The sequence below is a fragment of the Marinobacter shunpengi genome (genome assembly GCF_045449715.1).
Taxonomy (GTDB): domain Bacteria; phylum Pseudomonadota; class Gammaproteobacteria; order Pseudomonadales; family Oleiphilaceae; genus Marinobacter.
This window is the reverse complement of sequence record NZ_JBJJLA010000025.1, coordinates 56,456-79,748: the sequence shown is the minus strand read 5'-3', so window position 1 is coordinate 79,748 and position 23,293 is coordinate 56,456. Positions and strand designations below refer to the sequence as shown.

General features: G+C 62.0%; 24 protein-coding genes. 6 read left to right on the top strand and 18 right to left on the bottom strand.

The features are described from left to right. Positions 1-6: 6 nt before the first annotated feature. From ACJO3T_RS17805 to ACJO3T_RS17775, 7 genes are all read right to left on the bottom strand, one after another. The gene (locus tag ACJO3T_RS17805; protein ID WP_406965035.1) at positions 7-1,014 is read right to left on the bottom strand and encodes a TAXI family TRAP transporter solute-binding subunit; all 1,008 of its coding nucleotides are present in this window, start codon (positions 1,012-1,014) and stop codon (positions 7-9) included. 179 nt (positions 1,015-1,193) lie between these two features. Continuing rightward, positions 1,194-1,712 carry a PRC-barrel domain-containing protein gene (locus ACJO3T_RS17800; protein ID WP_406965289.1) on the bottom strand — a complete coding sequence of 173 codons (519 nt, stop codon included), beginning with the start codon at positions 1,710-1,712 and terminating at the stop codon, positions 1,194-1,196. Positions 1,713-1,888: 176 nt separating this feature from the next. Beyond that, a complete protein-coding gene (locus ACJO3T_RS17795; RefSeq protein ID WP_406965033.1) occupies positions 1,889-2,551 on the bottom strand; it encodes a CerR family C-terminal domain-containing protein in 663 nt (220 codons plus the stop codon). Next, the gene (locus ACJO3T_RS17790) at positions 2,548-5,664 is read right to left on the bottom strand and encodes an efflux RND transporter permease subunit (RefSeq protein WP_406979352.1); all 3,117 of its coding nucleotides are present in this window, start codon (positions 5,662-5,664) and stop codon (positions 2,548-2,550) included. The genes ACJO3T_RS17795 and ACJO3T_RS17790 overlap by 4 nt, the downstream gene beginning before the upstream one ends. Positions 5,665-5,671: 7 nt before the next feature. Beyond that, positions 5,672-6,802, bottom strand: a complete 1,131-nt coding sequence (locus ACJO3T_RS17785; protein ID WP_406979350.1) for an efflux RND transporter periplasmic adaptor subunit — start codon at positions 6,800-6,802, stop codon at positions 5,672-5,674. 126 nt (positions 6,803-6,928) lie between these two features. Further along, entirely contained in the window at positions 6,929-7,231 is a 303-nt protein-coding gene (hmuQ, locus tag ACJO3T_RS17780; protein WP_406965028.1) for a heme-degrading protein HmuQ, read from the bottom strand. A 27-nt stretch (positions 7,232-7,258) separates the two neighbouring features. Next, a complete protein-coding gene (locus ACJO3T_RS17775) occupies positions 7,259-7,840 on the bottom strand; it encodes a phosphoribosyltransferase (protein WP_406965027.1) in 582 nt (193 codons plus the stop codon). 90 nt (positions 7,841-7,930) lie between these two features. Here ACJO3T_RS17775 and ACJO3T_RS17770 point away from each other — a divergent pair, with 90 nt between their 5' ends. From ACJO3T_RS17770 to ACJO3T_RS17760, 3 genes are all read left to right on the top strand, one after another. Then, positions 7,931-8,542 carry a phosphoribosyltransferase gene (locus ACJO3T_RS17770; protein WP_406965026.1) on the top strand — a complete coding sequence of 204 codons (612 nt, stop codon included), beginning with the start codon at positions 7,931-7,933 and terminating at the stop codon, positions 8,540-8,542. Between the two features lie 321 nt (positions 8,543-8,863). After that, positions 8,864-10,564 (top strand): acetolactate synthase 2 catalytic subunit, encoded by a 1,701-nt coding sequence (gene ilvG / locus ACJO3T_RS17765; RefSeq protein ID WP_406979348.1) that lies wholly within the window; start codon positions 8,864-8,866, stop codon positions 10,562-10,564. Then, positions 10,561-10,845 (top strand): ACT domain-containing protein, encoded by a 285-nt coding sequence (locus ACJO3T_RS17760; protein WP_406965023.1) that lies wholly within the window; start codon positions 10,561-10,563, stop codon positions 10,843-10,845. The genes ilvG and ACJO3T_RS17760 overlap by 4 nt, the downstream gene beginning before the upstream one ends. Here ACJO3T_RS17760 and ACJO3T_RS17755 read toward each other — a convergent pair. From ACJO3T_RS17755 to ACJO3T_RS17720, 8 genes are all read right to left on the bottom strand, one after another. After that, complete coding sequence (locus ACJO3T_RS17755) at positions 10,819-12,210, bottom strand: metal-dependent hydrolase family protein (protein WP_406979346.1); 1,392 nt, start codon at positions 12,208-12,210, stop codon at positions 10,819-10,821. The genes ACJO3T_RS17760 and ACJO3T_RS17755 overlap by 27 nt on opposite strands. Positions 12,211-12,401: 191 nt before the next feature. Continuing rightward, positions 12,402-13,196 carry a hypothetical protein gene (locus tag ACJO3T_RS17750; RefSeq protein WP_406979344.1) on the bottom strand — a complete coding sequence of 265 codons (795 nt, stop codon included), beginning with the start codon at positions 13,194-13,196 and terminating at the stop codon, positions 12,402-12,404. Positions 13,197-13,225: 29 nt separating this feature from the next. Continuing rightward, complete coding sequence (locus ACJO3T_RS17745; protein ID WP_406979342.1) at positions 13,226-13,669, bottom strand: hypothetical protein; 444 nt, start codon at positions 13,667-13,669, stop codon at positions 13,226-13,228. A 167-nt stretch (positions 13,670-13,836) separates the two neighbouring features. Beyond that, complete coding sequence (locus tag ACJO3T_RS17740; RefSeq protein WP_406979340.1) at positions 13,837-14,652, bottom strand: hypothetical protein; 816 nt, start codon at positions 14,650-14,652, stop codon at positions 13,837-13,839. 111 nt (positions 14,653-14,763) lie between these two features. After that, entirely contained in the window at positions 14,764-15,567 is an 804-nt protein-coding gene (locus ACJO3T_RS17735) for an enoyl-CoA hydratase-related protein (RefSeq protein WP_406979339.1), read from the bottom strand. A gap of 78 nt (positions 15,568-15,645) precedes the next feature. Then, positions 15,646-16,053: a DoxX-like family protein gene (locus ACJO3T_RS17730; protein ID WP_406979338.1), complete on the bottom strand. Its 408-nt coding sequence runs from the start codon at positions 16,051-16,053 to the stop codon at positions 15,646-15,648. After that, positions 16,046-16,480, bottom strand: a complete 435-nt coding sequence (locus ACJO3T_RS17725) for a thiol-disulfide oxidoreductase DCC family protein (RefSeq protein ID WP_406965016.1) — start codon at positions 16,478-16,480, stop codon at positions 16,046-16,048. The genes ACJO3T_RS17730 and ACJO3T_RS17725 overlap by 8 nt, the downstream gene beginning before the upstream one ends. 3 nt (positions 16,481-16,483) lie before the next feature. Continuing rightward, positions 16,484-18,373, bottom strand: coding sequence for a monovalent cation:proton antiporter-2 (CPA2) family protein (locus ACJO3T_RS17720; protein WP_406979337.1), 1,890 nt, complete (start codon positions 18,371-18,373; stop codon positions 16,484-16,486). A gap of 147 nt (positions 18,374-18,520) precedes the next feature. Here ACJO3T_RS17720 and ACJO3T_RS17715 point away from each other — a divergent pair, with 147 nt between their 5' ends. After that, the gene (locus ACJO3T_RS17715; protein WP_406979335.1) at positions 18,521-19,192 is read left to right on the top strand and encodes a class I SAM-dependent methyltransferase; all 672 of its coding nucleotides are present in this window, start codon (positions 18,521-18,523) and stop codon (positions 19,190-19,192) included. Between the two features lie 38 nt (positions 19,193-19,230). On the opposite strand, the gene ACJO3T_RS17710 is transcribed toward ACJO3T_RS17715, so the two are convergent. Further along, positions 19,231-19,866, bottom strand: a complete 636-nt coding sequence (locus ACJO3T_RS17710) for an MBL fold metallo-hydrolase (RefSeq protein ID WP_406979334.1) — start codon at positions 19,864-19,866, stop codon at positions 19,231-19,233. Between the two features lie 170 nt (positions 19,867-20,036). Between ACJO3T_RS17710 and soxR the strand changes: the two genes are divergently transcribed. Beyond that, a complete protein-coding gene (gene soxR / locus ACJO3T_RS17705) occupies positions 20,037-20,489 on the top strand; it encodes a redox-sensitive transcriptional activator SoxR (RefSeq protein WP_406979333.1) in 453 nt (150 codons plus the stop codon). A gap of 20 nt (positions 20,490-20,509) precedes the next feature. On the opposite strand, the gene ACJO3T_RS17700 is transcribed toward soxR, so the two are convergent. Continuing rightward, positions 20,510-21,415 (bottom strand): LysR substrate-binding domain-containing protein, encoded by a 906-nt coding sequence (locus ACJO3T_RS17700; protein ID WP_406979332.1) that lies wholly within the window; start codon positions 21,413-21,415, stop codon positions 20,510-20,512. Positions 21,416-21,534: 119 nt separating this feature from the next. Between ACJO3T_RS17700 and ACJO3T_RS17695 the strand changes: the two genes are divergently transcribed. Next, positions 21,535-22,233 carry an FMN-dependent NADH-azoreductase gene (locus ACJO3T_RS17695; RefSeq protein ID WP_406965009.1) on the top strand — a complete coding sequence of 233 codons (699 nt, stop codon included), beginning with the start codon at positions 21,535-21,537 and terminating at the stop codon, positions 22,231-22,233. Between the two features lie 62 nt (positions 22,234-22,295). Here ACJO3T_RS17695 and ACJO3T_RS17690 read toward each other — a convergent pair whose 3' ends face one another. Beyond that, positions 22,296-23,249: a helix-turn-helix transcriptional regulator gene (locus ACJO3T_RS17690; protein ID WP_406979330.1), complete on the bottom strand. Its 954-nt coding sequence runs from the start codon at positions 23,247-23,249 to the stop codon at positions 22,296-22,298. Between the last annotated feature and the right edge of the window lie 44 nt (positions 23,250-23,293).

Genomic DNA, 23,293 nt, shown 5'->3' with positions numbered 1-23,293 from the left:
GCAGGCTTATTCGGCCTTCAGGCGGTCCGGGATCTCGATACCCTGCTCCTCGTAGTAGCGCTGGGCGCCCGGATGCAGCGGCATGGGCAGACCCACAATCGCTTTCTCCAGGGCCATGGCCTTGGTGGCGGCATGGATGTTATTGAGGAACGGCAGGTTCTCGTAGATGGTCTTGGTGATCTGGTAGACGTCCTCTTCGGACACATCGTCCCGCACCGCCAGGATGTTGGGCTGGGCAATGGTATTGATCACTTCGTCCTGGTTGGGATAGGTACCGGCGGGGATCTCGTAGGCGGACCAGAGATCGAAGTTGCTGTTCACTTCCGCCAGCTGCTCCTCGGTGAAATTGAGGGTGACAATGTCATCCCCCATGTTGGCGTAGGCCCGGGTCACCGCCGAGGCCGGCACACCGGCGGGAATGTTCATGCCGTCGATATTGCCGTTCTGCAGGGCATCGGCGCTGGGACCATAGCCCATGTAGGCCATCTCCATCTGTTCCAGGTCGATGCCCACATTGCCGAGGATGAACCGGCCGGAACCCTCGGTGCCGGAGTTGCGGGCACCAATGGAGAAGGTTTCGCCGTAGAGGTTTTCCATGTCGGAAATGGTGCCGGAATCGGCCATTTCACTGCGGATCACGAAATGCTCCACGTTCTGCCACAGCATGGAGACCGAGCGCATGTTCTTGTAGGCCTTGGGCACCGGGCCGCTGCCATCCCACGCCCAGGCGCCGTACAGCCCCTGCAGGATGCCGAACTGGGCCTGGTCCTCGTCCATCAGCTTGAGGTTTTCGCCGGAGCCGGCGGAGCTGATGGCGGAGACGGAGATGTTCTCGGTGGGTTCGAGTTTTACCTTGATCAGGGTCGAGATGGCGACCCCTACCGGATAATAGGTGCCGCCGGTGGTGGCCGTACCCATGATGTACTGACCTTCGGCATGGGCCGTCATCGAGACGCCAAGAGACGCCGAAAGGAGCAGGCTGGAGGTAAGCTTCAGGAATGAGCGCTTTCGCATGGGAATGTCCTTATTGTTGGTCTGGTCGGTGACGTTCGGGTGTTGTTATCCCGATAAATCTAGACCAGCCAACGCCGGACAGCTACCCAACGCCCTTAGACTTTAGGCGGGTATCAATGTGAAAACATGGGGTGAGAACAGCAGGAAGCGCCTCGTGGGGGCGCTTCCTGACTGGGGGATCAGTTGGTGGCGTCCTCGATCTCGTCGCCGACGTTCCTGGCCCCTTCCTTGATGTTGTACCAGGCGGAGGAGGTGGCCTGCTTGGTATTCTCCCAGGCACTTTCGCTGATGTCCTTGGTGTTCTCCCAGGCCTGCTGCAGCCCCTGGCTGGTCTGGTTCCACCAGCTTGCGTCATAGGCTGGCAGCGCCTTGATATCATCCTGGGTTCCTTCCAGCTGAACCCTGTAGTCCTTGTCATCAAACTCGTCGCCGTCGTTGTCCGGTTCCATGCTCACGGTGAAGGTACCGCGCTCGGCAACAACGTCACGGCCACCCAGCCCCAGTACATCGCCGGTCTTGATCACCAGCGCATGGACCGACATACCGTCGTCCATGAGGATATCCTCAACCTCACCGACTTCTTCGCCACTGCTGTCATAAACCTCCGCGTCCATCAGATCATCCGCAGAGTATAGTCCCTGGGCGGCGTGCGCCGAGAGGCTGAAAGCCAAGGAACCAGCGACCAGGGAAAGCCCCATTGCCCGAACCAAACGTGTGTGCATCATGATTGAACTCCTGTATTCCGTTGACTCCTGCGTGCATGTCCGCGGGCCGAAGCGGCGGACATTGCCGGACGTGATGTGACACAGATCACGTTACAGTTAACGCTAACAGGTGGGTGACGGGGCACCAAGTGACAGTCTGGCAATAGAGCCTATGTACGGGTCATGCGCCGCACATGGGACACCACCACCGCCTCCGCCAGGGCGATGGTTTCCGGGTCAAATTGCTCGCCGGCGCCAAGCCGTCTCAGCAATGGAGTGCGCCCTACCAGAAAGAACACCACCTGACCGACCAGGGTGTGCGCCTCCAGGATGACCTGCTGATCACTAGCCGGGCGTTTCATCAGCACGCTCACCAGGGTAGTGACAGCGACATGGGCCTTCTCGAAGGCATCCCGGTAAAGGATATCGAAGGCTTCGGAGGGGTTGGCCTGCTCCCGCATCACCAGCATCAGCCAGCGGCGGGCCTCCGGCCTCTCCATGAACAGGTGCACCATGCGCCCCATCAGTTGTTCCAGCAGCCGACGGGCACTGTCCTCCCCCAGGGTCTGGGCGTGGTCGTAGGTAATACCCATTTCCCCCAGTTGCAGGTCTTCCCGCAACCGGGTGGAGATGTGACGGGCCGCGGCCAGGTAAAGCCCATGCTTGTTGCCGAAGTAGTAGGCAATGGAGCCAATGTTGGCGCCCGCTGCCGTGGCAATCATGCGGGTGGTGGTACCGCTGAAGCCATGTTCACCAAACAGGTCGATACCCGCCAGGATCAGGTTTTCCGCCGTCTGGTTATCGGCATTCACCGGACTGTTCAATCCACTCACTCCTTTCCGTCAACGCTGGCGGGCTCCAGTGTGCCGGATTCCCGGCCGAAGAAATACGTGTACAGCACCGGCACCACGCCCAGACTCATCACCGTACCCAGGGCCAGCCCAAAGGCCATGGCACTGGCCATGCCGTAGAATAGCGGGTCATGGCCCACGATCAACGGCAGGAACCCGAGGATAGTGGTGATGGTGGCCATCAATATGGGCCGCAGCCGGCGCACGGAGGCCGCCACCACCGCCTCGGTTATCGGCAGCGCCGGCTCTTCCTGCCGGTTCAGGTCAATGCGGTCAATCAGCACGATGGCGTTATTGATGATGATCCCCGCCAGGCTGTACAGGCCCAGCAACACCATGAACCCGAAGTTGGCCCGCAGCACCAGCAGGCCCACGGCCACGCCCAGGATCACCAGGGGAATCGTCGCCACGATCAGCAGGGGCCGTTTGAAGGAATTGAACTGGGCCACCAGCAGCACCATCACGATACCCAGGCACAGGGGCAGGTTGGCCTGCAACGCGGCGCGCCCCTCGGCGGACTGCTTCACCACACCGTCAAACGCCACCACGTAACCCGGTGGCAGACCGGCCTCCAGCTCCCTCAGGGCCGGTTCCACCCGGGGCACCATCTCCTCCGCTGTATAGCCGCTGTTACGGGCTTCCACCGTAATCGACCGTTTCAGGTCCACCCGGTCGATACGATAGTAACCGTTGCCCAGGGAGATATCCGCCACCTGGTTCAGGGTCACGCCCGCCCCTGGCGTTTCCAGCGGATAGACCGTCAGGGAACGCAGCCGTTCCAGGCTTTCCCGGCCTTCCTCCTGGTAACGGAGCATCACCGGGATATGGCGGTCCCCCTCCCGGAAATCGGTGATGCGGTAACCGTCGATGGCACCTTGCAGCGAACGGGCAATATCGGCGGAGCTGACCCCGGCACGGCGGGCCCGGGCCTGGTCCACCTCGATATGCAGCGACGGGATCCGCGCCTCCCAGCTCTGGCGCACATCCCGCGTACCGGGCAGGTCCGCGAGGATGCGTTCCACCTTCGCCGCCGACTCGAACAGCATCTCCCGGTCCGGCCCTGTCACCTGGACCTCCAGCAGGTTGCTGTCCGAAGGGCCCAGGAACATGCGGGTGACCTGGGCGGACACGGACGGATGGCGGGTGGCCAGCAGCCTGCGGGTGTTGTCCAGCACGCCGTCCATGTGCCTGGCGTCGCTCACGTTCAGGACCAGGAAGCCCTTGTTGGGCGCCGGATCGATGGGGGTCAGCGACAGCACGAAACGGGGTCCGCCAAAGCCCAGGTAGGCGGCGACGCTTTCCACATGGGGATTGTCATCCCCGGACAACAGGTCGCTGATCCGTCGAATCCCGTCGTCCGCCAGGCTGGGCGCAATATCGGAGGGAAAATCCACGTACACCAGCACCTGACTGCGGTCGGAATCCGGGAAGAACTTTTTCGGCACGACCTGCATCAGTCCCACGCCGGCGGCGAAGGCCACCACCATCAGCAGCAGGAAGGTCTTGCGGTAGTGCAGGATCGTCCGCAGGAGCCGCTCATAAACGGCAGCCATGCGACCAAACAGTCGGTCCGACAGGGTGGCTTCCGGCGGTGTGTCCCCGGTCTCGCCCGCAGAACGCACCGGCGCTTTCAGGAAGCGATGACACAGGATCGGCGTCACCGTCATGGACAGCAGCCAGGACGCCAGCAGGGTAATGGCCACCACAATGGAGATGGACCGGGTGTACTCACCGGCCACATGCTCCGCCAGCATCAGCGGCAGGAACACCAGGATGGTGGTCAGGCTGGAGGACAGCAGCGGCATGGCCAGCTCACTACCGGTCTGCTGCAACGCCTGGTTGCGGCTGGCGCCGGCCTCCAGGCGGGTCTTGAAGTCTTCCGCCACCACGATGGCGTTGTCCACCAGCAGCCCCAGGGCAATGACCAGGGTGGCCAGGCTCATGCGCTCCAGGGTCATCTCCGTCAGGCCCATCACCGCCAGGGTGACCAGCATGACCCCGGGAATAATCGACCCTACGATCAGGCCGGTTCGCACCCCCAGGAACAGCACCACCACGGCCAGCACGATGGCCAGGGTCTGCAGCATACTGGCGGTGACACCGTAGACCGCATTGGCCACCTGCTCCGCCTGGAAGGTCATGATGTCCAGGTTATAGCCCGCCGGCAGGGTGGGCCGGATGGCTTCGATGGCGTCCTTCACTGCGTGACCAAAGTCCAGCACGCTGTGGCCCTCCAGCATGGACACCGCCAGCACGATGGCCCGCTCACCATTGAAGTAGGCCGGCCGCTGCACCGGGTCCACGTAGCCATGGCTCACCTCCCCCAGGTCCTGCAACCGCAGGGTACCGCCTTCCGGCAACTGGATTTCCGCCTGGCGCAGGGCCTCCAGGCTGTGGAAGCCACCGCTGACCTGCAACGCGAACCGCTGTTCACCGGATTCGATCACACCGCCCGGGGGCAGGATGTTCTGCTTCTCCAACTGGTCCGCCAGGGCCTGAGGAGACAGTCCCAGCTCGGCCATGCGCTCCACCGGCAGCTCCACGAAGATGCGCTCCGGCTGCACACCGATCAGCTCGACCTTGCGGATGCCCTCGATGCCGTACAGCTCGGCCCGGATGTGCTCCGCCATCTGGAGCTGTTTAGCCTGGGAGAAGTCACGGGAGGTCAGCGCGGCGGTGACCACCGCCACATCGCCGAAATCATCGTTCAGGTTGGGTTCGCCGGCCCCCTCGGGTAATTCCGGACGGGCCGCGTCGACGCGCTCCCGCACCTCGTCCCAGATCTGGTCCAGGTCGAAGTAACGGTCGTGGATCACCACATGGATGATGGAGCGGCCCCGCATGGAGGTGGAGCGGATCTCTTCCACCTCCCCCACCTTGCGCACACTGGCCTCCAGGGGCTTGGTGATGGTCTCCTCCACCTCCTCGGCGGACAGCCCCGGATATTCGGTGGTGAGCACCGCCTCCCGCACCAGGATCTCCGGATCCTCCCGGGTGGGCAGCGAGAAGTAGCTGAAAGCCCCGTAGGCCAGGGCCAGGATGGTGGTCAGCAGGACAACGGGACGGTAGCGGAAGGCAAACTGGGACAGGTTCATGGACACCTCAGTGGAACCGCTCGGGGCCATCGCCCAGCAGGCTCACCTGCTGCCCCTCGGTTACGAATTCCGGTCCCCGGGCGACAATCCTCTCGCCACTGGCCAGCGGCCCGGTCACCACGGCCTGGTTGCCCGCCGTGTCGATGACCAGCACATCCACCCGCTGCAACCGCTCCTCGGGGCCGATCCGCAGCACATGGGCCTGTTGGGGGCCATCGTGGACCAGACTGGTCAGGGGAAGCCGGAACGTGTCCAGGGCGTGCCCGCCATCGACCTGATCCATGGACAGGTGCACCTGGGCAGTCATACCGGAGCGCAGCCCCGGCAGGGTGTCTCCCAGGGTCAGGGTCACCGGGTAGTTGTTGGCGGAACGGGGTTCTGAACCGATCTGGTGGACGCGGGCCGGCATCCGCTCCACGCCCAGGGCGGGGATACTCACCGCCTGCTCGGAGCGGGCCGACAGCCGGCTGACCAGGGTCTCCGGCACGCTAGTGTCCACCTCATAACCTTCCCGGTCGGAAATCACCGCCAGCACCGCCTGGCCGGCGGATACCCGCTCCGCCGGCTCCACCATGCGCTGACCCACAGTGCCCTCGAAGGGTGCCTTCAGTTGCGTCTGCGCCAGGTCCCGCTCGGCAATACGCCGGGAGGCCACTGCTGCCTCATGGCGATAACGGGCGGTTTCCAGTGCGGCCCGGGCACTGTCCAGCTGGGACGCACTACCAAAGCCCCGGTCCGCCAGGTCCGACTGCCGCCGGTGGTCCAGCCGTGCTTCCTGCAGGGCAGCCGCAGCCTCCCGCTCCGATGCCAGGGTCTGGTCGTGGGCAAGCTGGTAGCGGGCCCTGTCCAGGGTGGCCAGCACCTCCCCGGCGGCCACGGTGTCACCCACATCCACCGATACGGACCGGACCTCGCCACTCACCTCGAAACTCAACCGGGTGTGCTCACTGGCCTTCACCTGACCTGACAGGGTGACCTGCTCCGGGCCGTTGGCGGGGATCACCCGGGCCGTGTCCACCACTCGTGACGTCTTCGACTGCGTGACTGGTGGTTCCGACGGCAGGCACCCGGTCAGTGCTCCCGCCAGAAACACCATCATCGCTATCAGGACGTTCCGGTCCCGCGAAGCTGACTGCATGATCATAGCTATCCTTTCACCCGATTAATCATTTGATCAAAATCATATTAATCATTTGATTAACTTACAAGGATAAAAAAGGCCTGTGTGGTCACTCAGGCCTTTTCAGTGGCGTCTATGGGAATGTCAGAGCACCGCCTTGAATCCCTCGAACTGGGGTGGCCCCAGATAGATGTCCTTCGAGGGACTGGCGTTGGCATGGGCCTTCCGGAAGGCCTCGGATTTCGTCCAGTTGACGAAGGCTTCCTCGGAATCCCACACGCTGTGGGAGGTGAACAGGGTGTGGTCCTCGTGACTGGGGCCCTGCAGAAGGTGGAATTCCCGGAATCCGGATACGCCCTCCAGGTGGGAGTCGCGGTTACGCCAGATCTCGATGAAGTCCTCTTCCTTGCCGGGGGCGATGCGGAATCGGTTCATGGCAATGTACATGGCAGTCCTTCTGTGTCTGTCGAATGTTCAGGGGTTTCGGGTATCCGGAAGATGGGGCGCCAGGATCTCATACAGTGCCGGTCGGTTGTCCCGGATCTCCCCGGCGGTCAGCCCCTCCAGGGAATGTGGGTACTTGAGCCAGGCTTCCGTCTCATGGATATAGTACTGCGGCGCCCAGCCCACCTCGTTACGGCCCGGTTTGTAGTAGGGCACCGCCACGCGGATGTCCTCCGGGGTATTGAGGCGGGCCCGCTTGCCCAGTTCATCAATGATGGCCTGCACCGAACGCCCCGTGTCAAACACATCGTCCACGATCAGCAACGAATCCTCATGGGTGACGTGTTTGACCAGGTAGTTCAGGCCGTGTACCCGAACTTCCCTGCTCTGCTGGTCAATGCCCGCCCCATAGGACGAGGTGCGCACGGCGATGTGATCCGTATGCAGGCCGTGGTAGTCGAGGAACTCCTGCACCGCGATGCCGACCGGGGCACCGCCCCGCCAGACCGCGATCATGAACGTGGGGCGAAACCCGGAATTGAGGATCTGCGCCCCCAGCCTGAAGGCGTCTTCCAGCAGGCCCTGGGCAGTAAGGTATTGTTTCGCAGCCATGAGTCTCTTAATGTCTGGGGGTAAGCGGTCATCATCCCACCATCCCCGGACAGTCTCAAATACCGCACTCCGGGTTACAGGCAGATCCCGATGAAAATCAGTTCCGTCCCCCCCAAAGCCAGCCGTTCCCGCCGCTTCCTTGACGAAGAGGCCCTGATCGAGGACGCCTTCCGCCTCGGCGTCCAGGTCTACGAGAGCGGGTTCCGGCCCAATTTCATCGTTGGGCTATGGCGGGGCGGCAGTGCCATCGGCATCTACGTGCAGGAATGCCTGCAAACCCTGGGCGTGGCCACGGACCACATCGCCCTGCGTACCTCCTACCGGGGCATGCAGGCCTACGATGAAATGGTGTCGGCCCCGGAACAGAACATACGCGTGCACGGCACCCACTACCTGCTGGACAACCTCAATCACGACGACCGGTTGCTGATCGTGGACGACGTCTTCAGCACCGGCTACAGCGTTGCCGCGGTGCTCAACCGGTTGAACCGCCAGCTCAAGCGCAACATGCCCGCCGACACCCGTGTCGCCACCCTCTATCAACGTCCCGGGGCCGCCAAGGCCGGCATTGCCCCGGACTACAGCCTGCACCAGACCGGGGACTGGCTGGTCTTTCCCTATGAAATCAATGGACTGACGCGAGAGGAAATCGATACTCACAAGCCCTACCTGGGCCCGATACTGGACAGCGTCAAGACCTGATCCGGTGGTCTCACACGGGTCCAAATCCAGATAAAACGGACCATCGTTCAAAAAAACCCGATATCGACGGTTGCGCGATTGTCGGCAATCGGGTTACTGTTTAACCAGAATTTTCAGTCAGCCAACGAATCCGAGCGCAATGAACCTGAACGCCGTTATTGTCATCGTGAAGCTAGTCCTGGTGGTCGTGGTGCCATCCGGGGGCTTTTGCGTGGACAGACGGTTGACTGACTGACAGACCGAAGAGACACCAGAAGCCCCCGGCACCGAAAGGTCCCGGGGGCTTTTTTTTTGCACCAGGAAAATCAAAGGAAGAACACCATGACCGGCGCACAACACATCCTGGAGGCGTTCCGCCGCCACCACACCGACACCGTATTCGGCTACCCCGGCGGCTGCATCATGCCGCTCTACGATGCCCTGGTGGACGACGTGGGTGTGGAGCATGTGCTGTGCCGCCATGAACAGGCCTGTGCCCTGGCCGCCGACGGCTATGCCCGGGCCAGCGGCAAGGTTGGCGTCTGCATCGCCACCTCTGGCCCCGGCGCCACCAACCTGATCACCGGCGTGGCCAATGCCCACCGGGACTCCGTACCCATGCTGGTCATCACCGGCCAGGTGCCCACCGCCCTGATCGGCACCGACGCCTTCCAGGAGACCGACATGCTCGGCATGACGCTGGGTATCGTCAAACACAGCTACCTGGTGGAACGGGCGGGGGATCTGCCGGGCATCATGGAAGAGGCCTTCGAACTGGCCCAAAGCGGACGGCCCGGCCCGGTATGGATCGACATCCCCAAGGATATCCAGTTGGCCGACATCAATGCGCCGGCCATTGCGGAGCCAGTGCCGGTGCCGGAATCACCGGTGGACCTCGGCGATGCCCTGACCATGCTGCGAAGCGCCCGCAAGCCCCTGATCTACAGTGGCGGTGGCGTCTCCCTGGCCAACGCGGAGAGTGCCTTCCGGGCCTTTGCAGAAGCCTCCGGCATGCCCGCCGTCACTACCCTCAAGGGTCTCGGCAACACCGGGCACAACCACCCGGCGGATCTGGGCATGCTCGGCATGCACGGCTCCCGGGCCGCCAACCGGGCGGTGGAGGAGTGTGACCTGCTGCTGGTCATCGGCGCCCGCCTGGACGACCGCGCCACCGGCAGGCTGGACGGCTTCGCCCCCAATGCCCGCATGATCCATATCGACGCCGACGCGGCGGAACTGAACAAGCTGCGCCCGGCGGACATAGCGTTGAGGGGAGAGCTGGGCACCATCCTGGATGACCTTACCGACGACCTGCGGAAACATCCCCTGGCGATCGGGGAGTGGCAAACCCTGTGCCGCACCTGGCACACCACCGGTGGTTTCCATGCGGCGGACAACGAGGATCCCTATGCGCCGATCAACGGCCCCGCGTTTATCCGCCAGTTGTCCCGGATCACCCCGGGCGATACGGTGATTGCCTGCGATGTAGGCCAGCACCAGATGTGGGTGGCCCAGCACTACCGCTTTGCCAGCCCCCGCCACCACCTCACCAGCGGCGGCCTGGGCACCATGGGCTTCGGCCTGCCGGCGGCCATCGGCGCCCAGTTCGCGGACCGCGACAGCACAGTTATCAATGTCACCGGCGACGGCTCCTTCATGATGAACGCCCAGGAACTGGCCACCATCCGCCGCTACAACCTGCCGGTAAAACTGATCATCCTGGATAACCAGTGCCTGGGCATGGTCCGCCAGCAGCAGGAGTTGTTCTACGACAACCGGGAAAGCCAGATCAACCTGGACGACAACCCGGACTTCCTCACCATGGCCAAGGCGTTCGACATCCACGCCCTGCACATCAACCGCACCGACCAGATCCGCCGGGGCATCGAAACCCTGCTGGCCTACCAGGGTCCGATGCTGCTGCACGTAGCCATCGCCCGGGAGGAGAATGTCTGGCCCATCGTCAGACCCGGCGCCAGCAACACCGACATCATCGACGAACCCCATCGCAACCGGACACCCAACAAGGAGCACGTGGCATGAACGCCCATGAACAGGAGATACCCAGTTACCAGATCCACTGCCGGATGAACCCCGAAGCCGCCGCCCTGGAACGGCTGTGTCAGGTAGTGCGTATCCGGGGCTTCCGGATCTCGAAAATGGCCATGGAAAGCAGCGGCGACGCCCTGGATATCGCCCTCACCCTGGAGGGCACGCGGCCCATCGGCATGTTGCAGAGTCAGTTGGAGAAGCTGCAGACGGTGGCCAGGGTCGAATGGCGAACTGTGAGCCCGGACCTAGTCTCCGTCAGTGGCGCTATCTGAAGGGCCCAGGGTGTTCTTGTAGATCACCCCGCCTTTCATGATGATCCTGAAATTGGCCTCCGGCTCCGCGATCAGCGACAGATCCTCGGTCGGGTCACCATCCACCAGCAACAGGTCGGCAACAGCGCCTTCCTCGATCACGCCAATGGGTCCCGGCAACGGATAGCGGGGCCCCGACAGGCCGATCAGCCGACCGTTATTGCCGGTGGCAATCTGCAGCGCTTCGCCCGGGGTGTACCACCGCTCCATGGTCACCAGCAGAGCATTCTGATTGTCGCCATAGTCACCCGTACCCAGCATATCGGTGCCGAAGGCCACCTGCACCTTGTGCTTCTTCGCCAACTCAAAGGCCCTGTCCGTGCCCTGGTGCACCATGATCTGCTTGAGCCGGGACGGCCCGGTCTGGGGGTTGGCGAGTTCGTTTTCGATAAAGGGCTGAAGGCTCCACCAGACGTTCTTCCGGGCCATCATCCTGACCGTTTCCTCGTCCACCAGTTGACCATGTTCGATACTCTTCACACCGGCCTCAAGGGCCATCTGCACGGCCCTTGAGGTATAGGCATGCACTGCCACATAGGTACCCCAGTTCTCCGCTGCCATCACCGCGGCCCGCAGCTCATCCGGCGTATACTGGCTGACGTCGATCGGATCATACATGGACGATACACCGCCGCCGGCCATCAGTTTGATCTGGGTTGCCCCCTGCATCAGTTGTTCCCGGACCCGCTTGAGCACAGCATCGGCCCCGTCAGCGATGGCCGTAACGCCCACCCGATCCGCATAGTTCAGGCCAGCGTTATTGGGTTCGGGTACTTCGTGGGGCAGCCGGAAATCCCCGTGACCTCCCGTCTGCGAGATCATGGCGCCGGACGGAAAGATCCTTGGACCCGGCACCAACCCTTCCTCAATGACCCTGCGCAGCCCGAACGACGGACCGCCCATATCACGTATCGAAGTAAACCCCCGCATCAGCGTGGCCTCGGCCACGTTACTGGCCACCAGATGGATGTAGGCAATGTCCGATGTGAGTGCCTCCATAGAGGTGGGCTTGACCAGTGTCGAGTGCCAGTGGGCATCAATCAGTCCAGGCATCAGCGTTCGACCATCACCATCAATCACCTGAACAGGGATATCGTCCGCTGGCGCAACCTCTTCCTCCGATATGCGCTGGATCTGTCCCTGGTTTACGAGCACATTGACCAGCTCCGGTCGCCGTTCTGCGGATTTACCATCAAAAACATACACGTTCTGGAACAGTATGGCCTTCGGAGAGGAGGAATCTCCGGGCTCCGCCCGGGCGGCAATGGCAATCAGGGTGATGGCGAAAGCCAGGATGAATCGAAAGGAAAAGGAGAGCTTATTCATGACCAGGGTTCCCTGAGGTCCGGCAATGGAAAGGGCTGTTTGGGTGAAATTCCTGCATCACCACAGCCCGGCTCCTTTCCATGGTAGTCCAGAATTCCGCTATCGGTATTGTATCGATCAGCCCAGTCTGACCTGATTCACCGGGCCCGTGTTAATCGATGCCCGGCGAAGCTCAGCCGGACAACACCAGCCTAAGGCGTCACTCTCGATGGTCTGGCCGTGCCGTTTCTTACCCTTACCGAGCCGTCCGGCAAAACCTCTATCGGCACCCTCCCATTCACAAAGCCGGGATCCAGGAATCGGCTCTTAAGCCTCGCCCAGGTTTCTCCCTGCTTGGCGAGCTTTATGGAACTGAGAGCGGAAGGAAATACGGGATTCTCTGCTCCGGCGGGAACATATTGAGTCGGAAACAGGATTGGGGTCGTCGTCCGGTTCTGATAACCGGAAAATCCATCTGGCGTGTGCTCGTCCCAGATCCGATAGCTTTCGTCCACCGGCACCTCACCACACAGCCGCCTCATCCTATCCTGCGAAATAGCCCGTGCAGCACTGTAGAAACCAATCACATTGGAGACCAGATCCTCGGTACTAAAACTGCTACCGCCAGAAACCAGGGAAAAAGGAAAAGTGCCCTGGAGTTTTTCGAAATCAAAAGAGGCGCTCAGATAAATGGCAAGACCAACACTTTCCAGTTCGGCCTGGGAGAGCCCCTTCTGGATAACCCAGTGACGCCGGGCGGAAACCCGAATTCCCAAAGCCCCCATTTCCTGACCATATCCAATGACGAAAGCCGGCTTGCCATTCAAGGTCACGTCTACCGAGTTGAGCAACCCGTTGTCTGCAGTCTGCCCCTTCAACTTGTTCAATAACCCAAGGGCCCCATCCGGCAGTGCATGGCCCCAGTCAACCCATCCACAGTGATAGGTATAACTTAATCGTCGCCAGCCGGTCGGCTGTGTTGGTTCTATATCGGCTCGATCGGTCATTCTGAAAGTCCTTTTCTGAACACGGTGGGTTAGATAGCCCTGACAGACAACTGCACTTCACAACCCGAGTCGGTACAACTCGGCGAGAAGATCACCGAATATCGACGCTCATCCTGCTTCACACACAGCAGCTCAGGATCCATGGACTGGAGGCTGTCGTCAGGGAACTGGAAGTTGTTGCGCTCACACAGGCGCTGATAGTGGGATTTTATGTCAGGCAGGTCGCTTTCATCAGAGACAGAGAAGCGCAGAGTCGCGATTTCAGGCAGGGTTCCTTCCGGACCGGTAACCTCGATATCACCGGACCGATGGTATGACTCCGGAATGGAAAACGTTTCCAGTGCGTCCCTTGCCGGAGAGTCTGGGGAAAACTCAACCGTGTAAGAACTGAAGGTGAAGGTTGGTCCCAGCGTAAAGAAAAGTGCAAAAGCAACTACCAGGACGGCTATGCTGCCGTATATAACTTTTTTCATGTCCGTATGACTTCCGTATCCTGAATTAAGATCACTGAATCAATGATCGGAGCGTATCAAAGGCACTTTAGGAAACCTATTAATTCACGGCAATTCCCGAAAATCCACCAACGTATGGACCCGGCATAAACTCCAGCGTCGGGTTTAGCGCTTCCAGGTACTCAGGATCAATTGACTGGCTGCACCTCGCGGGCATTGATGTAGCCAATCAGTTCCTTTCCGGATTGCTCATTCTGGTACCGAACCTTCACCCAACCATCCTGGACCGGCTCCAGGCGAGTGAGTGTATGCGTACCAGCCGGGATGCCAGCCAGCCTGGCACCTTCGGGCTCCTGATAGAGCGCCGTTGCATCCGGTGCCCGTAAGCGGTAGTCCCATGGGCGGGCGAGATAATTATCCGGCTGCGCATCCTGAATCAGCTCCAATGCGTAGTCCTCCATCGACAGCGGTTCCGCGGATGTCACCTGACCAAACGTGAAGAGATGCCCGCCTTCGACAAATGAGGCAAGACCTGACAGTGTGATTGCCACTGGCTGCACCGCTTTCCCCTCGCGATTATCCAGAAAGCCCGGTGGCAATTCCTCAAAGAGCTCAAGCAACTGTCTGGCCTTCGAATCGGACTGATCAAACTCGCTGACAAACTCATCCAGTAGGCTGTCCTCGGAACGGGAACGGTAGATAAAGATACGGTCCAATGGTGACTTCTGACTGTCGCCTCTGAAAGCCACCGACGGCAGTGCTTGCTCGCTGGCGGGTCCCGGGTAGAACCTGAACTTCAGGTTGCGCACCGGCTCACTGTCCTCCAGCGGCCCGGTCTCCATATAGAGGAGTTCCCAATAAGCCAGGAGCAACCCGGTTTGCTCCACCTCACCACTGAAATCGATGAAATCCGGATTGGCTTCTTTCCGGTCGTATGTAAGTTCACTCTCTTCCGGAATACTGACTTCCAATCGACTTTTCTGCCCAGCTGTCGCAACCTGCATGGAAGCCATTCCGGCGATTACGAAAAGGGTTGAAGCCAAGAAAGGAGGTAGTTGGTACTGGCTGAGCCTCATCCCTGAGTCACTCCTCTGAAGGTGAACGAATCCCATGTTTCATTTTTTCGCCATGGACTCCAACATCCGGTTCACCGCCTCCAGGTGTTCCGGCTCGTTGTGGCACATGCCCTGGAATACGGCGCAGACATCCAGGAATTCCTTCAGTTCCATGCGCTGGGCCATCTTCATCAGGCGTTTGGTGAGGCGGGTGGCTTTCGGGGGCTGGGCGGCGATGCGGGTGGCCAGTTTCAGGGTGTTGGGCAGCAGCTCGTCTGCCGGGACCACTTCCATAACGATACCCAGTTCCTTCGCTTCGGTGGCTTCCACCACGCGGCCACTGAGGGTCAGTTCAAAGGCCCGCTGGTAGCCAATCAGCCGCTGCATGAACCAGGCACCGCCATCGCCGGGGATGATGCCGAGGTTGAGGAAGGTCTCGCCGAACTTCGCCTTCTCGGAGGCGATACGGATGTCGGCCATGTTGGCCAGATCGAAGCCGGCACCAATGGCCGGGCCGTTGACCGCGGCAATGATGGGCACTTCCACTTCCTGCAGGGCCAGGGGGATGCGCTGGATGCCCTTGCGGTAGCGCTCTGCACACTCGGCCACATCGCCGGCGAAATCGCCGCCCCGGTCCGCCATGTCTCGGACATTGCCGCCGGCGCTGAAGGCGGATCCCGCCCCGGTGATCACCAGCACGGAAACCTCATCGCAGTGGTTCACCCAGTCGGCAGTGGTGACAATATCGTCGATCAGAGCGGAGCCAGTCAGCGCATTACGAAGGTCGTGCCGGTTCAGGGTAAGCGTGGCGACGCGGTTTTCCAGGGTCAGCAGGGCGTCGGTCAGTTGGGGGACGTTGGTCATGGAAGGCTCCTTGTTGAAGGCTTTTACCCGGGAGTGCCGGGATTGATGATGGGACAAGGATAAACTACCCGCCGGAGATTATCTTTTCCTGCCGTTGGCCCCAGCCTCCACCCGCCGCAACTCCACAAGGGCAATCACCGACAGCGCGAACACCGCCAGATTCACCGTGGTGGCGTTGAAAGCGGAGACAAGGAACTGGCTGGCCATCACCACCGTGAACAGGTACAGCCCCGCAATGAACACCGCGGACACGGCGTAGGGCCAACGCTGTCGATGGAACAGCAGGATGCCCAGGCCCAGGAGCACCTCCACGGTGCCCGCGATGTAGGAAATCACCGGCGCCTGTTCGGGCGTGAACCCCGCCAGCATGTTCATGCTCAATTCGTCGGCGTGGGGCCCCAGCCACTTCGGAACGATCCCCTGGTAGATCCAGATAAAGGCGAGCGAGCACCGGCAGATCGTCAGGACAGGCGTAGCGCTATTCATCCAGGAAGCGGCTCCTGTGGTCCGGGGTTAGTACCAGGCAGGTGTCGTACCTACCGAACAGCCGGTAGCGATTGCGGGCAATACGGTCATAGAGCCAGTCGCGGATCGGGCCAGGGATAACCCGGCCTACCGCCCCCAGCCGCCAGGGCATGGGTAAGCTCCCCAGGATACACAGGATGGCATCAGAGCGGACATGGACCCGCCCGTTGCGGATCAGCACCAGGGTTTCATACTGATCCGTGGGCATACCGCACCACTCCAGCAACGCCTGCCCCTGGGGCGACTGCACCGATGCCAGGCGGAACCGGCGCTGGTGGTCATGGCGGATCAGGAACTTTGCCCAGCCGTTGCAGAGCTTGCAGACGCCGTCGAACAGCACAACCTGGTCGTCACTGCCCACACCGGGCGGGACCTCACTATCCGTCATACCTCAGTCTTCCTTTGGTGGTGTCCATACCGGTACATCCTCCCGGCTGGGTTCGTCCCAGTCGCTCTGCATGATACCGCTGAGGGTTTCTTCCAGTTTCATGAACAGTTCACCATAGCGGGAACTGAAATGGATGCCTTCCTCGATTTCCTTCCAGGCCTCATAGAGTTCGTCCTGATGGGCCTCCTCGTTCTGCTGGAAGGCCCAGGTCATCTGCCTTGACCGCAAGGGGTGCACGCCCAGGGCCGTCATGGCATGACCACCCATCTCAAGGGCGGAATGGTAGGTTTCACTGATCACATCGTCGGCCCCGGCCTGTCGCAGCCGGTAGCTGTGCCCCCGGTCGAAGGCCCGGGCCAGCACCCAGACCCCGGGGTAGAACTGCTTGACGTGCTCCACCATGCGGATAGCCCGGTCCGGATCGTCGATCGCGATTACCAGCAGCCTTGCCTGGGCGATGCCGGCCGTCTCCAGCAGGTCGGACCGGCTGGCGTCGCCGAAATAACTGCGGATGCCAATGCGCCGCACGTTCTCGATCTGTTCGATCTCGTGGTCCAGCACCACCGCCGGAATATTATTGGCCCGCAACAGACGGCAGACGATCTGACCAAACCGCCCCACCCCGGCAACAATCACCGGGGCCTGTTCATCGATGGTGTCCGCCTGGCGTTCCTCATTGGTCACCCGGCGGTAACGGGGCAACACCACCCGATCGTAGAGGATGAACAGCAGGGGTGTCAGGAACATGGACAACGCCACCACCAGCGACAGGATCTTGGCCAGCTCCGGTGGCACCACCGAGTTCTGCACGCTGTAGGTCAGCAGCACAAAGCCGAACTCACCGGCCTGGGCCAGCCCCAGGGTGAACAGCCAGCCGTTGCTGCCGCGAATACCGAAAAGCATCGCCAGCACCAGCAGTACCAGTGCCTTGACGGCAATCACCGCCGCCCCCAGCAACAGGACCAGCCCCCATTCCTCCGCCAGCACGGCAAAGTCGATCCCCGCCCCGACAGTGATAAAGAACAGGCCCAGCAGCAGTCCCTTGAAGGGCTCGATGTTGGCTTCCAGTTCATGGCGGAATTCGCTGTTGGCCAGCACCAGCCCGGCCAGGAAGGCGCCCAATGCCGGGGACAGGTTCACCAGGCTCATCAGTGCGGCAATACCGATCACCAGCATCAGCGCCGTGGCGGTGAACACTTCCCGCAACCCCGCCTGGATGACATAACGGAACAGCGGCCGGCTCAGGTAGTAACCCCCGACAATCACCGCCGCAATCGCCCCAATCACCACCAGAGCATGAGCCCAGCCCGGCAGATGATCCACCAGGCTCAGACCACTGCCATGCCCACCACCGTCAGCTGGCCCACTGCCCATCAGTTCCGGCAGGGCCAGCAACGGCACCAGCGCCAGGATGGGAATCACCGCGATGTCCTGAAACAACAGTACCGAGAAGGCGCTGCGACCACCTTCGGACTTCGCCAGCCCCTTCTCGTTCAGGGTCTGCAACACGATGGCCGTGGACGACAGCGCAAAGATAAACCCGACGGTCAGCGCCGTCTGCCACACCAGCCCGGCCCAAAGGCCGATGCCCATGCCGGCGGCTGCGGTCAGGCCCACCTGCAGGCCACCCAGCCCGAGCAACTTGCTGCGCTCGGCCCAGAGTGCCTTCGGGTCCAGCTCCATGCCCACCAGGAACAGCATCATCACCACGCCAAACTCGGCGAAATGCTGGATGGTGGTGGTCTCCTGCCCCACCAGACCGGTCACCGGCCCGATGATCACGCCAGCCACCAGGTAACCCAATACCGACCCAAGCCCGAAACGGGCGGCCAGCGGTACGGCAATTACGGCGGCAATCAGGTAGATAAAGGCCTGGATGAAATAGGCGGTCATGGTGGGCTCCGGAGTTGCGGCTGAAACTGGATCATAGCGGAAGCGTTAGTGTCCCGTTGACCCTATTTGTAGCAATATAAACACAAAACGCCCGAAACTTCGGTTTTGTGTTTATATTGCTACAAACACTCTCAGAAACAACAGCGTATGGCTTATCTCGCCGACAACACCATCCCCCAAAGCTGGACCACCAACGCCGACGCCTGGACCCGGGCCGTCCGTAGCGGCTCCATCGAAAGCCGTGAGCGGGTCACCAATGCCGCCATCGTGGACGCGGTGCTGGGCTGCCATCCGGGCCGTGTGCTGGACCTGGGCTGTGGCGAGGGCTGGCTGGTGCGGGCGTTGGCGGCGCAGGGTGTCCAGGCGGTCGGCGTGGACGCTTCCCCGGGATTGATTGAGGCCGCGAGGGCCAGCGGGGGCGGTGAGTTCTTCCTTGGAAGTTACGAAGAGCTGACCCGACACCCCGGGCAGATCCCCGGCCCCTTTGACGTGATCGTCGCCAACTTCGCCCTGCTACAGGAACACCTGTCGCCGCTGCTCAGGGCGGTCAGCGTCCTGCTGACGCCACGGGGGCGACTCATCATCCAGACCGTCCATCCCGGCGGTGTGGAGCAGCCACAACAGGAGGGCTGGCGACAGGAGGACTTCCGCGGCTTCGAGGGTGACTGGCAAGCCATGCCCTGGTACTACCGTTCGCTGGATAGCTGGACGCAACTGCTGCGGGAAAGTGGATACCGGTCGGAGGGGATCCGCGAGCCACTCCATCCGGATACCCGTCAGCCACTTTCCCTGATACTGGCCGCCAGCCCCCTGTCCTGATCCCGGAACGACGGCCCGCCAGATTAACCAAACGGACACTAGGTATTGAGCTGCACCAGGGCCGATTCCACCTTCCCTGACCACTCCTCCGGGCGCATCTCTTCATACCCGGCCTGGCCACCGAAGGCACTGCCGATCACCACGTCGGGCGTCAGCCCCTTCAACAGCGCCAGGCTGGTGGCAAGGGTCTCCCGGTCGCTCATGCCGTCGATGTAGCCCGGCTTCCAGGTGCCGTCGTCCCCCCGGTACAGGGTGTCCCCGGTGAACAGGTAGCGTTTTCCGGTCGGCGAGGCCACCAGGAAGCAGGTGCTGCCTGGCGTGTGGCCAGGTGTCGGAATAACCTCGATGTTATCCAGCAGCACTTCGCGGCGATCGAACAGCCGGTCCGGGGTCCGGATCTTCGCGAATTCATCCCGCTCCCTTTCGTGGCCGCCCAGTTGTGTCCCGAAACGGTCACGCAGCTTGAGGATGGACGCGCCCAGTTCATCCTGATGGCTCAGCAACTGCCAGTCAGCACCGCCCAGTTCGGCGATAGCATCCCGTTCATGGTCGTGGCCCGTGTTGTAGAACAACACATTGCCGCTATCGCGGGTCAACAGGTAGGCGTGGGTGGTCAGGCCCGGGAATGGGCTTTCCACATCGGTTTCCCAGAGGTCGGCAAAGATCTGTTTCATGACAGGCTCCTTATGGTTTGGCCAGTGAAGGTGGACCTATGCTGGAACCTCAACCAAACTTGAGGTAAACCGTTCCGGCGCTTGTGTTTTTCTATGGCAAAGATAGCCCGTCGCTATACCCGCGCCAGAGAACACATCAGTCAGCCATCAATGACAGGAGGAAGGCTATCGTGGCCAGACAACTTAACCGTCAACTCAGTGTGGGAGAGGCTGCCCGGCGCAGCGGTGTGGCGGTCTCCACCCTGCATTTCTATGAGCAGAAGGGGCTGATCACAAGCTGGCGGAACGCCGGCAACCAGCGTCGCTATCACCGGGATGTCCTGCGACGGATTGCGGTGATCAAGGTCGCGCAGCGCCTGGGTATCTCCCTGGCGGAGATCGGCGAGGCGCTGGCCTCCCTGCCCACGGAACGTGCCGTGACCGCGGACGACTGGCAGCGACTGTCTGAGCAGTGGCGGGCCCGGCTGGACCACCGGATCAACCTGTTGATGGGGCTGCGGGACCAGCTCAGTGACTGCATCGGGTGCGGGTGCCTGTCCATCGAGGCCTGCCGGCTGCGCAACCCGATGGACGAACTGGGGGATGAGGGACCGGGTGCACACCTGCTGGAGGGAGACGAATGAACGTCGGGACGCCCCGGTGACTACCGGGTCTCGGGGCACAGGCCACCCGGCACCGTCATCACCCAGTCCCGGACAGCCTGGATGGTGGGGTCGTCCCGCCGGTTTTCCGGGTAGACCAGGTGGAAGGCCTTGCCCGGCAGTTCCGGACCAAAGGGCTGCACCAGACGGCCCTCCTTCAGCTCATCCTCAATAAGCTCGCGACCGATCAGCGCCACCCCCTGAGCACCGATGGCGGCGGCGATGACGTGGGTTTCGTCGGAAAACACCAGCCCCGCGCTCACATCCAGCCCCGGCACCTTCGCCTGCTTCTGCCAACTGGGCCAGTCCATGGGGGTAACCACGATGTTCTGGGGGTGGAAGTGGATCAGCGGATGGTTGGGCAGGTCGGCCACGTCCGTGAGGTTCAGGTACGGGCTGCAGGCGGGCACGAAGGTGTTATCCATCAGTTTTTCCGCCACCAGCCCGGGCCAGCGGCCGTCGCCGTAACGGATGGCCAGGTCCGCCGTTACCCCGTCCAGGGGCACGGCCTCATGGCTGGCGTGGATGCGCAGATCGATGTCCGGATGGGACTCCCGCAACAGGCACACCCAGGACAGCAGCCAGCGTGAGGCAATGGCCGGCGTGGTGGACAGGGTGACCGTCCGGCGGGTGGGCGCGGCCTTCAGTCGCTCCACCACGCCGGCGATGTTATCGAAGGCGGCTTCCAGCGACTGTTGCAACTCCCGACCCTGGGCCGTGAGTTCCAGTTGCCGGGGCTTGCGCACGAACAGGGAGATGCCCAACGCGTCCTCCAGGCCCCGGATCTGGTGACTGATGGCGGTGGCGGTCACCGACAGCTCCCGGGCCGCCTGTTTCGCGCTCTCGTGGCGGGCGGCGGCTTCAAAAGCCCGCAGGGCGGAGAGGGAGGGTAATCGTCGGGTGCTCATGGATGAATCCAGCTCATCTATAGGTCGAAAAAATCGTCGTTTGTCGGCCTATCAAGTATGGGGATACGCTGAATTCGCTGTCAATCACAGATGAATTCAGATTACCAAAGGAGCCTGACATGACCCATATCCTGCAACTGGACGCCAGCGCCCGCCCCGGCTTTGCCGGCATCGACGAGCATGGCTCCCACAGCCGCGCCCTCACCCACCAGTTCGTCACCCGGTGGCGTGCCCGCCGCCCGGGGGACACGGTGACTCACCGGGACATTGGCCTGACACCACCGTCCTTTGTCAGCCATGACTGGATTGCCTCCGCCTTCACCCCGACGGAACATCAGCAACCCTGGATGGCCGACGTGCTGGCGGAAAGCGACGAGTTGATTGATGAACTGATTGCCGCGGATATCCTGGTGATCGGCGCACCGCTCTACAACTTCGGCATGCCCGCCGCCCTCAAAGCCTGGGTGGACCTGGTGGTACGCATGGACCGCACGGTGGCGTATGACGAAACCAGGCCGGAAGACCCGTTTACCCCGCTGCTGGCGGACCGGCCCCGTCACGCGGTGATCCTCTCCTCCCGGGGAGGCGTCGGTTTCGAGCCCGGCGGTGAAATGGCCCACCTGAACCACCTGGAACCGGGCCTGACCACGGTGCTGGAGTTTATCGGGATCACCCGGATCCATCGCATCGCGGTGGAGAACCAGGAAGCCGGCGGTGAGTTGTTGGCCGAATCGGTGGCGAAAGCGGAGCGCCAGGTGGCGGCGTTGGTGACGAACCTGCAGGCGACCATTCAGGAAGCCACCACCGAGCCGGCATGACGAAGACCTCTGCCGACACCTACCAGGGTGTCGGGCAATGGCGGCCAGCGCACCAGGGACGATCAGCAGGCCGCCAGCAATGTCTGTGCATGGCGGCGCAATGCCTCCTTTAAGCCTTCCGGCGCCAGGATGGTGAAGCGGACGGGCAGTTGCGACAGCCACCAGGCAAACCATTCCAGGCTGTCGGTGTAGGTGTTCATCAGCAGCCCGTCCTCATGGGCCTCGAACTGGCCGGAACACTCCGGGATAAAGATACCCAGGGCCGACAGGGTCCTGCGATCGGTATGCAGCAACACGGATACTTCGTGGTCCTGCCCCCAGGAGGACAGACTGTCCTGCAGGAAGGTCGCCGGATCGAAGTCCGCTGGCCGGCGGAAGGTCTCGGGGCAGGCCTGCACCTGATCAATCCGGTCCAGCCGGAAGGAACGCATGGCCTGGCGCAGGTGGCAGAAGCCGATCACATACCAGCGCCCCTGGCGGAACACCACGCCATAGGGGTCGATGATCCGGTCGATCATGCCACGGTCCGGGGAGTGGTAGCGGAATGCCACGCGCTGGCTATCCTCCGCCGCGCTGGTCAGGGTCAGCAGGGCGTGGTCATCCAGGCTGGGCTCGCCCCGGGGCAGGATCACCCGGGTGGTGTCGCGCACCGCCCGCACCCGGCGCTTGAGGTTGTCCGGCATTACCCGCTCCAGCTTGGCCTCGACCCCGGCAATGGCGGGGGCGTAGGCCGCCAGCCCCAGTTGTCGGGCCGCCAGCAAACCCAGGGCAATGGCCAGGGTTTCCTCGTCGGTGAACATCATCGGCGGTAGCTTGAAGCCGGCCACCAGGCTATAGCCGCCATAGCGCCCCTGCTCCGTGGTTACGGGAATGCCCAGTTCCTCCAGCACCGCGATATAGCGGCGCACGGTGCGGCGGTCCACCTCCAGGCGTTCCGCCAGCTCGGCGCCGCTGATCTGGCGGTGGGATTGCAGTAACTCCAGGGCGGCCAGTACACGCGTCGTGGGTCCCGACATAATTGCCATCCTTTTCCGGGCCAATGATGAAATTTTGATGATCC